The sequence below is a fragment of the Endozoicomonas sp. G2_2 genome, assembly GCF_017744135.1.
GTDB lineage: Bacteria > Pseudomonadota > Gammaproteobacteria > Nevskiales > Salinisphaeraceae > Salinisphaera.
Genome location: NZ_JAGHQU010000012.1, coordinates 13,374 through 29,131, shown reverse-complemented (window position 1 = coordinate 29,131; position 15,758 = coordinate 13,374). Strand labels below are relative to the sequence as shown.

The window sequence follows — 15,758 nt, the reverse complement described above, 5'->3', positions numbered from 1 at the left end:
CACGGCAGCCAAGGCTGCAGGGGGCCCGCAATGCGCAGAAAAGGATTCCGCCCGACCATCGGCCTGTTCATCCTGAGCCTGTGGGCGGCTACGCCAACGTTCGCCCAGTCGGCGAATGATCGCGCCGCGGACAAGCCGTTCACGGTGCAGATCCGCTACGGCGTGAATGCCGACCCGCAGACCAGCGCCGCCGCGCAACCGCGGCGGCTGGAATTCACCGTCGCCGCGCGCGATGCCGGGCGTATCGCAACGCGCGATGCGCGGCTCGACTATACGGTGAGCGATGCCGCGAGCGGCGACATGACGGTTTCCATCGCTTTCACCTATGCCGGGGCAAACGGTTCGCACACGGTGACCACACAGCGGCTGCTGCCCCGCCGTCAGTGGCAGCAACTGGCGTTCGACAACGCGACGCAGGCGCCCGACGAGGGCGTGTACATTCGTATAGATGCGCGCAGATAGGTGCGATCGACGTGATCGGCCACGGCCATGGCAGCGACGCGAATTCCGGCGCGAAATCACCATATCGATGACATTTCGCTAACGGAACCTTTAGAAAAATGCTAATGTCCTAATCGAGCCGAGGGCGCCGCGATTCAGGTCTGAACGCGGTGTATGGGACCCTGGATCAAGGGTTCAACAAATGGATAAGGCGGATCGCGTCGGTTTTGCGGCGTTTTTCGTGGCGTGTCTTTTTCTCGCCTTTCTTGGCGGCACCATGGTCGTGCTCGCCAAGGTGTTTCCTTACGAATTCGTCAACGACGCGTACAAGGCGGGGCACGCCCTGATTGTGCAGGATTCGATCGACGATCCCTATACGCAGACCGACCAGTGGCGCATCGCCCGCACGGAGCGTCGCGGCGTCACCATCCATGATCCCGCGCGCGCCTACGAAGGCTATACGCTCTACACGTCGGGCGGCGGTCCGGTCGCCTCGCTGGTCGACATGGACGGCAACGAAGTCCATCGCTGGACCCTGCCCTACAGCAAGCTCTGGTCCACGAACCCCGCCGGCCGTGGTGCCCAGGACGACGGCCTGATGTACTGGCGCAAGGCGATCATGTACCCGAACGGGGATCTGCTCGCCATCTATATCACCGCGGGCGATACGCCTTGGGGTTACGGCATGGTTCGTCTGGACGCCGATTCGAACGTGATCTGGAAGTATCACGGCGCCACGCATCACGATTTCGACATCACGCCGGACGGGCGCGTCATCGTGCTCACGCACGCGTTCTCGGACAAGAAATTCGAGGATTTCCCGGCGCTGGCAAACCCGTTCCTGAACGACTACGTGGTGGTGCTCGACGGCGAGACCGGCGAGGAACAGTCCAAGATTCCCTTGTTCGAGTCGTTCTACGAATCTCGCTTTCAGCCGCTGCTGACCAATATCGCGCATTTCGCGGTGGAAGACCCGCTGCACACCAACAGCGTCCAGTTCATCGACGACGAGCTCGCCCAGTCCTTCGAACCGGCCCAGGGGCGCGGCAACCAGGTGCTGGTGTCGTTTCGGCATCCGGGCACGCCCGCGCTGATCGACCTGGACTCGGGCCAGCTGACCTGGGCGATGTCCGGCTCCTGGCTCGGCCAGCATTCGGCCCGCGCGCTGCCGAACGGCAATTTCACCCTGTTCGACAACTACGGCCACTTCCTGCCGAAAAACCTCACCCGTGCGCTCGAGGTCGACCCCGTGACCGAGGAAATCGTCTGGCGCTACGAAGGCGACAAGGCGCATCCGTTCGAAAGCCGGCTGCGCGGCGCCCTCATCACCCTGCCGAACGGGAACCGTCTGATCACCGAGTCCGATGGCGGACGCCTGTTCGAGGTCACACGCGACGGCAGCATCGTCTGGGAGTTCTTCAATCCCAAGCGCGCCGGAGACGAGAATCAGCACATCCCGGTGGTGTCGTCCGGCCAGCGACTGCGCCCGGACGAACTCACCCCCGAATTTCGCGACAGCATTCAGACCCCCTAGGAGGACAACGTCATGAATAAGCTCAGCCACAAGACCCCGACGCCCCTGATTCGCAGCGGCCTCGCCGCCGCACTCATGCTGGCCCCGTTTGCCGCCGCACAGGCCTATGTCGGCCCCGGTGCAGGCCTGAGCCTGCTCGGCGCGCTCTGGGGCGTAGTCGCCGCGATCGGCGCCGCGCTGCTGTTCGTCGTGCTCTGGCCGATCCGCCGGATGCGCCGCCGCAAGAAGGAGGAAGCCGCCAACGCCGCGGCCGCCGACAAGACGGCACATCACGGCGACAGCTCACACGAGCATTCGTCCAACTCGTAACCACGCCTCGGCGCTGCCGCCGGGCCGCGGTGAGCGGCCTGCCGGCAGCGCCTTTGTTTCTGGAGACAGCCGATGGGGCTTTTCGATCTGCCGGCGCCGATCTTCGATCTGCTGGACGCCGCCATGGCGAGCGTGCTGCCGGCCGCCGTGCGACTCGCGATATGGGCGCTGCTGGGCGCCGTGGTCACGATGTTTCTCTACAAGCTGCTGTCGCCACAGTCGCGCATCGGCGAGGCCAAGCGCCGAGCCAAGGCGGCGCGTCAGCGGCTCAACGCCTTCGACGGCGATTTCGCCGACGCCGGTCCGCTGATCAAGGATCAGTTCGTCAGCGCGTTTCGCCACGTCGGCCTGGTCGTACCCGGCACCCTGCTCGCGATTCTGCCCCTGCTTGCGCTGCTGCTCTGGGCTGAGACGAACTACGGCCATGCCATGCCGGAAGGCGGCGCGCCGCCCACGATTCAGACCGTTCCCGAAGGCTTTGCCACGAACTGGCAGGGCGACCGCGACCCGGCCCGGCTTAGCGTCAACGCCGACGGCGAGTCCATCGTGGACATCGACATGAACGCCCCCGTGGGCATCGTGACCAAGCAGCCGTGGTGGCATTGACTGGCCGAGAACCCGCTGGGCTACCTGCCCGACGATGCGCCGGTCGAACAGGTTCGTATCGCATTGCCGACGCTCGAGGTAATCCCGTTCGGGCCAAGCTGGATGCGCTCCTGGCTGTTCGTGTTCATCCCGGTGATGTTCATCGTCTCGCTGCTGATCTACAAATGGGCGAAAATCGAATGAGCGACCAAGACCCGTCCCCCGCCGTGGACAAAACGGCCTCCAACGCGTCGCCCACCGACAACGGCAAACCCACGGCGCGATCACGCCCCAGCGATGCGGCGATCGCGAGTTTCGCCGTGCCCACGTGGATCGACCGGGTCGGCGGCTGGCAGCATCGCCACCCGCGCGGCGCCATCCGGCTCGGCAATTTCGATACGCGCATGGCCGGCGAAGCCATCGCGGATGTGACCATCGATGCGCCGATCTATGTCGCCGGGCTCGCGCGTTCGGGCACGACCATTCTGCTCGAACTGCTCGCCGAGCATCCCGCGGTCGGCACCCATCGCTATCGCGATTTTCCGCCGGTATTCACCCCCTGGCTCTGGGACCGCTGGCTGGCACGCGTGCCCCAGGCCGACGAGACGGCCAAGGAACGCGCCCACGGCGACGGTATCGCGGTCACATCGCAAAGCCCCGAGGCGTTCGAGGAAGTTTTGTGGATGGCGTTCTTCCCCGACACCCACGACCCGCGCCACAGCAGCGTACTGAACGCCCAGACGAGCGCACCGGAGTTCGAGCGGTTCTACGCCGAGCATATCCGCAAGGTACTCGCGATCCGCGACGCGAAGCGCTATGCCGCAAAAGGCAATTACAACCTGATGCGGCTGCAGTATCTGCAGAAGATGTTCGACGACGCGCGGTTCGTGCTGCCGATCCGGGATCCGGTCTGGCATATCGCCTCGCTGATGAAACAACAGACCCTGTTCGAGGCCGGCGAGCGCGAGCATCCGCGTGCCCTCGAGCACATGCGGCGGGTCGGCCACTTCGAGTTCGGTCTGGACCGCCGACCGATTCATACCGGCGACCAGGCCACGCTCGAGCGCGTGGAAAATCTCTGGGCCGACGGCCATGAAGTGGAAGGCTGGGCCCATTACTGGGCCATGATCTATGCCGACGTGGCCGATCGTATCGACGCCGATCCAAAACTCGAGGATGCCGCGCTCATCGTGCGCTATGAAGACATGTGCACGAATTCGCACGAGGTCCTCACCGGCTTCTATGCCCACTGCGGGCTCGACGTGGACGAGGCGACGCTGGATGCCGCCGCGTCGCGGCTGCGCATGCCCGGCTATTACAAACCCGCCTTCAGCGACGAGGAACTGGCCATCATCCGCGATATCACCGGCCCGGTGGCCGCGCGCTACGGCTATAGCTGAACCGCGCCAACCGCCCATAAAAAAGCGGCGCCCGGCCAAGCCGGACGCCGCTTTTCTTTCGCGCGTTGTCGAACGCGATCAGCCGGTCACGGCCGCGATGCCGGCCTTGGCCGTCTGCGCGTCCTGATCGGGCTTGACACCCGACACGCCCACGGCACCGGCAAGCTTGCCGTCGACCATCACCGGCACACCGCCGGTCATCGTCGCCTTGAGCTCGGGCACGGACAGGAAGGCGGCACGCCCGCCGTTGATCATGTCCTCGAACGCCTGGGTTTCCTTGCCGCCCAGCGCCGCGCTGCGGGCCTTTTCGGTGGCGACATAGCTGCCCATGGGCGCGCAGCCGTCAAGACGGCGCAGCGCGACCAGATGGCCGCCGTCGTCGACGACCGCGATCGACACGTTCCAGCCCTGCGACTCGGCTTCCTTCTGCGCCGCGTCGAGAATGGTGTTTGCGTCGTCAAGCGTGATTACGGATTTCTGTTGCATGGCGGGGTTTCCCGTTGGCTGACAAATGAAAGGGTGAAGTGCGGCCACTATAAACGCTGCGTCGACTCGCCGCGGTGACGAACCGGAATGAGACCGCCGGCGCAACGAAAAACGGCCGCCGAAGCGGCCGCTTTCCGTCGGGTGCGACGACTAGTTCATCAAGCCGTCGACCACGCCGATGCCATAGAAGGCGATCAGACCGATCACGCCGGCCAGTACACAGTAGTACAGCGTCGGCAGGATGGTCTTGCGCAGCGTAGTGCCTTCGCGGCCCAGCAGGCCCACGGTGGCAGACGCGGCGACCACGTTGTGAATGGCGATCATGTTGCCGGCGGCGGCACCCACGGCCTGCAGCGCCACCATCATGGCGGTCGACAGACCCAGCGTGGCGGCCACGTTGAACTGAAAGTCGCTCAGCATGAGGTTGGACACCGTATTCGACCCGGCGATGAAAGCGCCCAGTGCGCCCACAGCCGGCGCGAACAGCGGATAGATATGACCCACGCCGTCGGCGACCAGCTGCGCCATCGCCACCGGCATGGACACCAGATCCGAACCGTTCACACCCGAGTTGATGAGAATACGCACCATCGGGATCGTGAAGATCAGCACGAAGCCGGCGCCCAGGATCGTGTTGGTCGATTCCTTGAACGCCGCACCCATGGCCGGACCGCGCATGCGATGCAGGAAGAAGGTGATGAGCACCGCCATGCAGATGATGCCGCCCGGCAGGTACAGCGGCTGGATCGAGCCCGAGATGCCGTCCTGGCCGAGGATGTCGCTCCAGCCGATGGCGACCGACTTGAGCGCGTTGGTGATCGGCTCGACCGTGCGCGAGATCACCAGCAGAGCGGCGAGCAGCACGTACGGCACCCAGCCCATCGTCGGCGTGAGCGGCGTGCGCCCGGCGACGTGGTCGGCCTTGATCTCCATGTTGCCGATCCACTCCTCGGGCCACTTGCTGCTTTCCGGGAAGTCCCACGGCTCCTTGGGGATGAGAAAGCCGCGTCGCGCCGCCGGCACGACGATGGCCAGACCCACCATGGCGCCGATCATCGACGGGAATTCCGGGCCAAGAAGTACGCCCGCCAGTGCGTAGGGCACCACAAAAGCCACGCCGGCAAACAGCGCGAACGGCGCCACGGCAAGGCCATCGCCCCAGGACTTCTTCTCACCGAAGAAGCGGGCCATCACGGTAATCATGATCAGGGGCATGAGGATGCCGCAGATCGCATGCGTAATCGCCACCTCGGAGGTGATCAGCCGGAAGTACGGCTCCCAGTCGGAGCCGTTGGCCACCAGCTGCTCGGTGATCTGCGACTTCTGAACACCGCCGGTCACACCGACGATGACGGGCGTACCCACGGCGCCGAAGGACACCGGCGTGGACTGAATCATCATGCCCACGACAACCGCGGCCAACGCGGGAAAGCCCAAGGCGACCATCAGCGGCGCGGCCACGGCGGCCGGCGTACCGAAGCCGGAGGCGCCCTCGATGAAACAGCCGAACAGCCACGCGACGATGATCGCCTGGATACGCCGGTCCGGGCTGATACCGGAAAAGCCGTTGCGAATCGCCGCGATGCCGCCCGAGTGCTTGAGTGTGTTCAAGAGCAGGATGGCGCCGAAGATGATCCACAGAATCGAGATCGTCAGCATCAGCCCCTGCAGGCTAGAGGCCGCCACACGGGTGACGCTCATATCCCAGGCCAGCAGCGCGATCAGCACCGTGACGATGAACACCACCGGCATCGCGGTACGAGCCTGCATGCGAAAGCCGATGAGCATCACACCGGCGAGCACTAGTGGCACGAATGCCAATAGCGACATGTAAATCGGAACCATGAACCTTTCCCCTGAAATTGAAAGTATTCGCGGACGGCCCGGCCGGATACCGGTCGCGCCAGGCGCCCCACGAAGACCGCAAAGCTAATCACGATATTCGTGAAACGACAATTCACGAATGCGGTCGAAGCGCTTGTTATCCGCGCGCCGCGCACGCGCGGTTTCCCCGCGAACCGCCACGCAAGGCTCGACAGCGCGGTCTGCAGGCTTTGCGAGCGCCAGCACACACCTGCAAGCCGGCGCCATACAACGACACGGGAGCTACTACTAATTGACGACTTCAAGTTCCCGAACGGTGGCGCGCTCGCGAGGCGATGCGCGCGAACGGCAAAAACCGCGCGAACACGGCCCCCCTCAAGGCCCGCACCGGGCGGCCGATACGGATTCCATGGAAGCGATCGCCCTCGTCACCGAACACAGCCGCGTCATCCCGTTCGAGGGCTGGCGGGCCGCGGGGCTGCGTCGCCAACTGGCCGAGGCACTGCCCGCCGGCGCAGAAGTCGAACTGGGCCGGCATTCCGATGTCGATCCTCGCGCAGGCACCGTTTTGAACGTGGCCTTGCCGGCACGGCCGAACCCCACCCTGCCCGGCCGCGACTACCCGGCCAGCGCTGTCTTCGCCATCGAAATCTCCTGGCAACTGCTACAGCGTCATTTCAACAATCCACAGCGCGAACACAAACCGGGCGCGTCGCTGGCGCAATGGATCGCGCTGCATATCAGCGGTGCGGCGCCTACGGGCGAATCGGTCGGCGATCTCGCGCCGCTGGTCTGGCGTTTCACGACCCCGCCTGACGACATCTCGGACGTCCGCGTCCAGCGGGTACGCGCGGCCTGACCTGCTCGACGGTCGCAGTAGCGGCCGGCCCTGCGGCAAGCATCTCGAGTCGTTATTCGGCGTTGCACATCGCGGTACATCGCTTTGCGAACTCGTGTTCGCGGCACGTACGCTGATACCCGGCCGCCGGGTTGGTACAAGAGCCCAATCGGAATCTCGACCGACCCGCGATCGACAACGCCGGAGGAGCAGAAAAATGGCCACCACGCCCGATCAGATCGTCGCGCGGTCGACGCTCACGCCATATCAGATCATGGCTATCGGTATCACGATCTGCCTCAATGGCCTGGATGGATTCGACGTCCTCTCGATAAGTTTTGCCGCACCCGGCATCGCCGCCGAATGGGGCATCAACCGTGCCGCGCTGGGCTTCGTGCTCGCGGTAGAACTAATGGGCATGGCTGCCGGCGCAATAATGCTGGGCGGCATCACCGACAAGAAAGGCCGGCGCCCGATGATACTGGGGTGCCTGGTGGTGATGTCGGCCGGCATGCTGCTGGCGACCACCGCTACGGGCGTGACCACGCTTTCGATCTGGCGGCTGCTCACCGGCCTCGGGATCGGCGGCATGCTCGCCGCGACCAACGCCGCGGCTGCGGAGCACAGCAACGACAAGAACCGCAATCTGGCCGTGTCGCTGATGGCCATCGGCTACCCGATCGGCGCCGTGCTAGGAGGCTCGGTCGCCGCGTGGCTGCTGCAGTACTACGACTGGCGGGCCGTGTTCTGGTTCGGTGGCGGCGTGTCGCTGCTGTTCATTCCGATCGTGTGGTTTCGGCTACCCGAAACCGTGGCCTTTTTGTGCCAGCGTCAGCCGAACAATGCGCTCGACCGCGTCAACCGCACGCTCGAACGCATGGGACACCCCAAGGCGGATGCCCTGCCCCCGCCCCGCAAGGAAGAATTCAAGGGCGCGACCAGCGACCTGTTCAGCCCCGCGCTGTATCGCACCACACTGATCGTGACGCTGGCCTATTTCACCCATATCGCCACGTTCTATTTCATCCTCAAATGGGTGCCGAAGATCGTGGTCGACATGGGCTTCGAAGCGTCGTCGGCCGCGGGCGTTCTCGTCTGGGCCAACGTGGGCGGCGCGATCGGCGGCGCGATGCTGGGCTTTCTGAGTCGTCGCTATCCGGTGCGGCTTCTCACGATCGCCGTACTGCTGATCTCGTTCGCCATGGTGTCGGTATTCGGCAGCGGCCAGAGCACGCTAACCGGGCTGGCGCTGATCGCGGCCAGCGCCGGATTTTTCACCAACGCCGGTGTGGTTGGGTTGTATGCCCTGTTCGCCGAGGCTTTTCCCACCCATGTACGCGCGTCGGGCACCGGCTTTGCCATCGGCATTGGCCGTGGCGGCGCATCGCTGTCGCCGATCATCGCGGGCTTTCTGTTCGAGGGCGGCTTCGGGCTGCAGGGCGTGGCGATCGTGATGGCCAGCGGCGCGGTGATTGCCGCCGCGGCGCTGGCGTTTCTGAAAACACGCAGCGAACACGGCACGACATGAGCTGCCGGGGCTGCGTGATCGCGCGGCCCCGGCGCGTGGCCCGGCTCAGATCGGGTAGTGACGGGGCCCGGTCTGCAACGTCATCCAGCGCAGCTCGGTGAACTCGGCGATGCCGGCCTGACCACCAAATCGGCCGTAGCCGCTGCTCTTCACGCCACCGAAGGGCATCTGTGCCTCGTCGTGAACGGTCGGGCCGTTGATGTGGCAAATGCCCGAGCGTATCTGACCGGCCACGCGCATGCCGCGCGCCCCGTCGCCGCTGAATACGGCCGCGGACAGGCCGTACTCGGTGTCGTTCGCCAGCCGGATCGCCTCCTGTTCATCGGCGGCACGGATCATCGCCACCACCGGACCGAAGGATTCCTCCGCATACAGCCGCATGGCGGGCGTGACGCGATCCACCACCGTCGGCTGCATGATCACCGAGTCGGCCTCGCCACCACAGGCGATATCCGCGCCGTGGTCGCGCGCATCGGCAATCAGTTCATTGAGCTTGACGCGCGCCGGTTCGCCGATGAGCGTGCCCAGCGGCGTGTCTTCCTGCTGCGGATCACCCGCGCGCAGGCTCTGTGCCTTGCGGGCGAGTTTCTCCACGAATGCGTCAGCCACGCTGTCCATCACGATCAGCCGCTCGCTGGACATGCAGATCTGGCCCTGATTGAAGAACGCCCCGAAGGCCGCGGCTTCGACCGCTGCATCGAGATCGGCATCGTCGAGCACCACGAACGGCGCCTTGCCGCCGAGCTCCAGCAGCGCGGGCTTGAGCTTACGCGCCGCGGTTTCTGCAATGATGCGCCCCACCGTGGTCGAGCCGGTAAAGTTCACCCGCCGCACCTGCGGATGTTCGATGAGCGCCTTGACCAGCTCGGGCGCGTCCTCGGGCGCGTTGGTGATGACGTTGACCACGCCCGCGTCGAGGCCCGCGCTCACCAACGCCTCGCCGATGAGCCAATGGGTACCCGGACACTGTTCCGAGGCCTTGAGCACCACGGTGTTACCGCAGGCCAACGCCGTAGCGACCGCCCGTGTTCCGAGGATGATCGGCGCATTCCAGGGCGCGATGCCCAGCACGACACCACAGGGCACGCGCATCGAGAACGCGAAGTTGTCGGGGACATCCGTCGGAATCGTCTGCCCGGCGACCTGGGTCGTGAGCGCAGCCGCCTCGCGCAACATGCCGGCGGCCACGTGCACGTTGAAGCCCGCCCATCCGGTGGTCGCGCCGGTTTCATCGACCATGTGCTGGATGAACGCTTCGGTGCGCGCCTCCAGGGCCTCCGCGGCCGCCAGCAGCTTGGCGCGACGGGCATGCGGACCGATCTGCGACCATTCGGCGAAGGCCGCATGCGCCGCATCGACCGCGGCATTCGCGTCGGCCACACTCGCCGCGGCAGCGCGCGTCGCGACCGCGCCGGAGGCCGGCGTACAGCGATCAAAGGTAGCGCCATTGCTCGCCGCGCGGGATTCGCCGCCGATCAGTAGTTTGATGTCCTGCACTGTATTCTCCTCGTTCGAGTATCCGGCGCACTGCGTGTGGCACCGCTCTCATCGTCGCCCCGGTGTCACGGGCCTGAACGAAAGTTCGCATAGCGCCCCGCCGCACGCAAGGCGTACCGACGACGCGTGTTCCGGGTCGTTTTCTTGGCACCAGCGGAATCCTTTTTAGCCCCTGATTTTCATTGATTTATCCGGCTTCAGGTTCGCTCGAATGGGCAAAACAAGCGCTGTTCGCATTACGAACACCGTCAGTGGTTGCTACACTTCGGCTCAACCTGACCTTTTCCGAGCACGACGTGGCCGCCGAACCTATCGACGACAACCCCGCGGGCCTGGCGCCCGATCACCGTGATTTCGTCACCGCCCTGGCCACCGGCCTGCAGGTGATTCGCGCCTTCGACGCCGAACACCCGCGCATGACGCTCAGCGAGGTGGCCGCACAAACCGGCATGAACCGCGCGAAGGCGCGTCGCTTTCTGCTCACGCTGCACGGACTGGGGTACGTACGCCGTCAGGATCGCTATTTCGAACTCGCGCCGCGCACGCTGCAGCTGGGGTATGCGTTTCTGTCGGCCAACAACTACCAGGCCGTCATACGACAGCATCTCGAACACATCACCGAAGTGACGGGCGAGTCGTCGTCGATGGGCGTGCTGCAGGGTTCGAGCGTGATCTATGTCGCCCGTTCCGCTGCACCGCACCGCCTGATGACGATTGCGCTCTCGGTGGGTACGCATCTGCCGGCCGCGACCACATCGATGGGCCGCATGCTGCTGGCCATGCTCGAACCCGACGCGCTGTCGAAAATGCTTCGCGACATGCCGCTGGAAACCTACACGCCGCGAACCGTCACCGACGTGGACAAGCTGCGAGCGCATATCGACGAGGCGCGCGAACAGGGCTATTGCGTGGTCGACCAGGAGCTCGAATCCGGCCTGCGCTCGCTCGCGGTGCCGGTCTACAACATGCACGGCAGCCTGCTGGGCGCGATCAACATCAGCACCAACGCCGCGCGCGTGGACAAGAAAACGCTCATGCAGCGCTTTCTGCCGCTGCTGCAAAAGACCTGTCGCGAGATCGCCAGCCAAGTGAACTGACCGACCCCCGGCGCGACATGCCACACTCGGGCGCCTGTCCCATACATGCGCTTGCCATGCTCGATTCGTTCATTCGCCATCCCTTCATGAGTCGTACCGGCGAACCTGCCTGTTCGGCCCGCGCGTTCGTCGAGGCCATGTGCCGCGTCGAGATCGCGCTGGCGCGGGTACAGGAAGACGCGTGCTTACTGGCCTCCGGCACCGCGGCGCGTATCGAAGGCCAACTCGACGTCGACGCTTTCGATATGGACGCGCTCGCTGCCGACAGCGCCGATGGCGGCAATGTGGCGATCCCGTTCGTGAAACAGGCCAAGGCGCAGCTCGAACCGGCGCTGCGCGGCGATTTTCATCGCGGTGCGACCAGTCAGGACATCGTCGATACCGCGCTCATGCTGGTGCTCAAGCCACGACTGAACCGCTGTCTGGCACTTCTGGCCGATTGCCGCCGCGACGGCCTCGCGCTGATGGATCGCCACGTCGATACCGTGATGATCGGGCGCACGCTGATGCAGCAGGCCATGCCGATCACCTTCGGCGCCAAGGTCGCGCACTGGCTCTGGGGGCTGGCCCAGGCCGAACAACGTCTGGCGCAGACCACCGCGAACGGCCTGTTCGTGCAGTTCGGCGGGCCCGTGGGCGTGCATACGGGCCTCGCCGACAACGGGCTCGACCTCATGGACGCGCTCGCTGCCGAGCTGGGCCTGACCTCTCCGATGCTGCCCTGGCATACCGATCGCCAGCCGGTGCTGGCACTCGGCGACGCCTTGGGCGCGGTGGCCGTCGCCGCGGAGAAGATTGCACTCGACGTGGCGTTGATGGCCCAGACCGAGATCGGGGAAGTCAGCGAGCCCGCCACCACCGGGGCCGGCGGGTCGTCTTCGATGCCGCACAAGCGCAACCCGGTGGGCTGTGCGCGCATCCGCGCGGCGGCACGCCAGGTTCATGCTGCCGTCGGGTTGTTACACAATGCGGGCGCACAACCGATGGAGCGCGGCCTGGGCGAATGGCATGCGGAATGGGCCCCGCTGGTCGACAGCGTGCTACTCGCCGAGGGTGCGCTGGAGACGTTGCAGCAACTGCTCTCCGGCATGACTGTCCATCCGGATCGGATGCGGTACAACCTCGCCCTAACGGGCGGCGCGATATTTACCGGCCCGGCGACAGACTTACTGTCAAAGCATATCGACAGAGAACGCGCCGCTGAACTGGTTCAGCAGGCCACCGCCAGCGCCCGGGAATCGGGCGGCGGTTTGGCGGACGCCCTCCTCGCACAGCCGGAAGTCGCGGCCGTGATTGGCGACGCCGCACTGCGCGCGGCACTTGATCCCGCCGCACATACCGGTGCGGGTGCAGCACATGTCGAACGTGTACGCATTGCACTGTCAGCATTCTAAGAATGCCCCTCACCGTCATCGCGGTAGTGCTGATGGCGACCGACGCAGCGTTGACGCTCTAACCTCCACGCTTTAGCTTATTCGCGATACAAACGCGTGTTCGCGATACGCACACAGTTTGTCGCAGGTTCATGGCAGCAGTCCGCTAGCTCGATTCTCTATGCCATGCCGACTGAGCCAAAAATGCGCAGTTCATTCGAGTCTTCCGGGCACGGACTCAAGGCGACGAGAGAAAACGAACACGCGGTTGTCGTATCGCGCCGTGCGTGACGCACAGTCCGGCCATGGACGACATCGCTGCGGATACGCGCCTTGTTGACGAGAGCGGTACCGCGCACACGTCCGACAACCACGAACAGCCCGTGCGGTACCAACGCGAAACGCTTACCTGACAAACCACAACGAGGCCTCGACATGTCCGAAAACGTCTATCTCTGCCATCCCGCCCGTACCGCGGTCGGCCGCTTCGGCGGCACCTTGTCCAGCGTTCGACCGGACGACATGCTCGCGCACATCATCAAGGCTGTGGTCGCACAGGCGCCGAACCTCGACCCGGCCGCGATCGACGACGTGATCATGGGCTGCGCGAACCAGGCCGGTGAAGACAACCGCAACGTGGCGCGGATGAGCGCGCTGCTCGCCGGCCTGCCGACCAGCGTGCCCGGTTCGACGCTCAACCGCCTGTGCGGCTCGAGCATGGACGCCATCGGCACCGCCGCGCGCGCCATTCGCGCCGGTGAAACACAGCTGATGCTGGCCGGCGGCGTGGAATCCATGTCGCGCGCGCCGTATGTGCTCGCCAAGGCCGAATCCGCGTACAGCCGCCAGCAGATTCTGGAGGACACCACCATCGGCTGGCGTTTCGTCAATCCGTTGATGAAGCAGTGGTACGGCATCGACTCCATGCCCGAGACCGGCGAGAACGTCGCCGAGCAGTACAAGGTCTCGCGCGAGGATCAGGACGCCTTTGCCCTGCGCTCCCAGCAAAAGGCAGAAGCCGCGCGTGAGGCCGGGCGGCTGGCCGACGAGATCACCCCCATCGAGATTCCGCAGCGCAAGGCCGACCCGATCGTGTTCGATACCGACGAGCACCCGCGCGCGAACACCACTTTGGAAAAACTCGCCAAGCTGCCCACGCCGTTTCGCAAGGACGGCACGGTGACCGCGGGCAACGCCTCGGGCGTGAACGACGGCGCCGGCGCGCTGCTGGTGGCCGGCGACGCCGCGATCAAGCAGTTCGACCTACAACCGAAGGCGCGCATTCTCGGCATGGCCACCGCCGGGGTCGAGCCGCGCATCATGGGCATGGGACCGGTTCATGCCTCGCGCAAACTGCTCGACCGACTCGGTCTGTCGATCGATCAGATGGATATCATCGAGCTCAACGAGGCGTTCGCGAGCCAGTCCCTGGCGTGCCTGCGCGAGCTTGGTGTGGCCGACGACGCCCCGCACGTCAACCCGAACGGTGGCGCGATCGCGCTCGGGCATCCACTGGGCATGTCGGGCGTACGCATCGTGAGTGCCGCGCTGCATGAAATGGCACGAACGGATGCCCGCTACGCCCTGTGTACGATGTGCATCGGTGTCGGCCAGGGCATCGCCACCGTGATCGAACGGGTCTGACGCCCGTAAGGAGCCGCCATGGCATTCGTCGAATGCAACAACCGGGTGATCTGCTATCGCGACAGTGGCGAGAGCGCCTTGCCGGTGCTGCTGTTCGCGCATCCGCTGGGCATGTCGCAGGATGTCTGGTGCGACGTGATCCGCGCACTGCACGGCCGCTATCGCTGTATCAGCTGGGACTTGCCCGGCCATGGCGCAAGCGCGCCGGTGAACGCGCCGATCAGCGCTCGCGACCTGGCTGACGACGCGCGCGCCCTGCTCACGAGGCTGGAAATGGAACAGTGCCATTTCGTGGGCACGTCGATCGGCGGCGTGATCGGCCAGGCACTGCTGCGCGAGGCGCCCGAGTTGATTCAAGGCGTGGTGTTGACCAATACCGGCGCCGTGATCGGTTCGCCCGATGCCTGGCAGGAGCGCGCCGCGCGCGTGCGTCGCGAGGGCCTCGGGCAGCTTGCTGGCGAACTGTCGCAACGCTGGTTCGACGCGGCCTACAAGCGAAGCAACCCGGCGGGCGCGACCGGCTGGGCCCACCAGCTCGCGCGTACCGACGACGAAAGCTACGCCCGGCTGTGCGAGTTGCTTGCCGCCACGGATTTTCGCGGCCAGCTGGGCGCCGTCGATGTCCACGTGCAGCTGGTGGCCGGGGCGGGCGATCCCGCAACGCCCGTGGCCACGCTTCAGGCGCTCGCCGACGAGATGCCGGATGCCCGCCTCGACACGCTGGCCGACGTAGCGCATGTGCCGTCCGTCGAAGCGCCCGGCGTGTTCGCCGAGCGGCTTCCACGCTGGCTCGACCCGGAGACGCGCGGGCGCCGAGCACCCTGTACCTACGACGAGGGCCTGGACACCCGCAAGTCCGCGCTGGGTGCCGAACACGTCGAACGGGCATCGAAATCGACCACCACCCTCGACGCACCCTTCCAGGAGCTCATCACCCGGTTCGCCTGGGGCGAGCTCTGGAGCAACCCGGACCTGTCGCGTTCGCAGCGCAGCCTGATCACCGTCGCCGTGCTGGCCGCCCTGGGCCGTGACGGCGAACTGGTGCTTCATCTGAAAACCGCGAAGCGGATCGGCGTCACCGAACCCGAACTGCGGCAGGCGCTGATGCACGTGGCGATCTATGCCGGTGTGCCAGCGGCCAATCATGCCTTCAAGCTGGCCAAGGAACAGGGCTGGGGCGACGCGCTCTAGCCGCCGCATGC

The 15,758-nt window shown here is 65.4% G+C and carries 14 protein-coding genes; 11 read left to right on the top strand and 3 right to left on the bottom strand.

What is annotated here, in order from left to right:
* Positions 1-30: 30 nt before the first annotated feature.
* The 5 genes from J7355_RS13780 to J7355_RS13760 all read left to right on the top strand — a co-directional run bounded on the left by J7355_RS13780 (position 31) and on the right by J7355_RS13760 (position 4,269).
* Positions 31-462: a hypothetical protein gene (locus tag J7355_RS13780; RefSeq protein WP_209063660.1), complete on the top strand. Its 432-nt coding sequence runs from the start codon at positions 31-33 to the stop codon at positions 460-462.
* 181 nt (positions 463-643) lie between these two features.
* Complete coding sequence (locus J7355_RS13775; protein WP_209063658.1) at positions 644-1,975, top strand: arylsulfotransferase family protein; 1,332 nt, start codon at positions 644-646, stop codon at positions 1,973-1,975.
* 12 nt (positions 1,976-1,987) lie between these two features.
* On the top strand, positions 1,988-2,284 hold the full coding sequence (locus J7355_RS13770) for a hypothetical protein (protein WP_209063656.1): 297 nt from the start codon (positions 1,988-1,990) through the stop codon (positions 2,282-2,284).
* A gap of 72 nt (positions 2,285-2,356) precedes the next feature.
* The gene (locus J7355_RS13765; protein ID WP_209063654.1) at positions 2,357-2,890 is read left to right on the top strand and encodes a hypothetical protein; all 534 of its coding nucleotides are present in this window, start codon (positions 2,357-2,359) and stop codon (positions 2,888-2,890) included.
* Positions 2,891-3,069: 179 nt separating this feature from the next.
* Positions 3,070-4,269: a sulfotransferase gene (locus J7355_RS13760; protein WP_209063652.1), complete on the top strand. Its 1,200-nt coding sequence runs from the start codon at positions 3,070-3,072 to the stop codon at positions 4,267-4,269.
* A 78-nt stretch (positions 4,270-4,347) separates the two neighbouring features.
* Here the strand turns inward: J7355_RS13760 and J7355_RS13755 are convergent, their stop codons facing one another.
* Positions 4,348-4,755, bottom strand: coding sequence for a heme-binding protein (locus J7355_RS13755; RefSeq protein WP_209063651.1), 408 nt, complete (start codon positions 4,753-4,755; stop codon positions 4,348-4,350).
* A gap of 150 nt (positions 4,756-4,905) precedes the next feature.
* Complete coding sequence (locus tag J7355_RS13750; RefSeq protein ID WP_209063649.1) at positions 4,906-6,600, bottom strand: L-lactate permease; 1,695 nt, start codon at positions 6,598-6,600, stop codon at positions 4,906-4,908.
* A 388-nt stretch (positions 6,601-6,988) separates the two neighbouring features.
* On the opposite strand from J7355_RS13750, the gene J7355_RS13745 reads away from it, so the two are divergent.
* Both J7355_RS13745 and J7355_RS13740 read left to right on the top strand, forming a co-directional pair.
* Positions 6,989-7,438: a hypothetical protein gene (locus tag J7355_RS13745; protein WP_209063647.1), complete on the top strand. Its 450-nt coding sequence runs from the start codon at positions 6,989-6,991 to the stop codon at positions 7,436-7,438.
* Positions 7,326-8,945, top strand: coding sequence for an MFS transporter (locus tag J7355_RS13740; protein ID WP_348523040.1), 1,620 nt, complete (start codon positions 7,326-7,328; stop codon positions 8,943-8,945). The genes J7355_RS13745 and J7355_RS13740 overlap by 113 nt, the downstream gene beginning before the upstream one ends.
* Before the next feature lie 45 nt (positions 8,946-8,990).
* Here the strand turns inward: J7355_RS13740 and J7355_RS13735 are convergent, their stop codons facing one another.
* Positions 8,991-10,442: an aldehyde dehydrogenase gene (locus J7355_RS13735; RefSeq protein ID WP_209063643.1), complete on the bottom strand. Its 1,452-nt coding sequence runs from the start codon at positions 10,440-10,442 to the stop codon at positions 8,991-8,993.
* Between the two features lie 296 nt (positions 10,443-10,738).
* On the opposite strand from J7355_RS13735, the gene J7355_RS13730 reads away from it, so the two are divergent.
* The 4 genes from J7355_RS13730 to J7355_RS13715 all read left to right on the top strand — a co-directional run bounded on the left by J7355_RS13730 (position 10,739) and on the right by J7355_RS13715 (position 15,747).
* On the top strand, positions 10,739-11,539 hold the full coding sequence (locus J7355_RS13730) for an IclR family transcriptional regulator C-terminal domain-containing protein (RefSeq protein ID WP_209063768.1): 801 nt from the start codon (positions 10,739-10,741) through the stop codon (positions 11,537-11,539).
* A 56-nt stretch (positions 11,540-11,595) separates the two neighbouring features.
* A complete protein-coding gene (locus J7355_RS13725) occupies positions 11,596-12,933 on the top strand; it encodes an adenylosuccinate lyase family protein (RefSeq protein ID WP_209063641.1) in 1,338 nt (445 codons plus the stop codon).
* Positions 12,934-13,347: 414 nt separating this feature from the next.
* Positions 13,348-14,556 (top strand): 3-oxoadipyl-CoA thiolase, encoded by a 1,209-nt coding sequence (pcaF, locus tag J7355_RS13720; protein ID WP_209063639.1) that lies wholly within the window; start codon positions 13,348-13,350, stop codon positions 14,554-14,556.
* 18 nt (positions 14,557-14,574) lie between these two features.
* Positions 14,575-15,747, top strand: a complete 1,173-nt coding sequence (locus J7355_RS13715) for an alpha/beta fold hydrolase (RefSeq protein ID WP_209063637.1) — start codon at positions 14,575-14,577, stop codon at positions 15,745-15,747.
* The last annotated feature ends 11 nt before the right edge of the window (positions 15,748-15,758 follow it).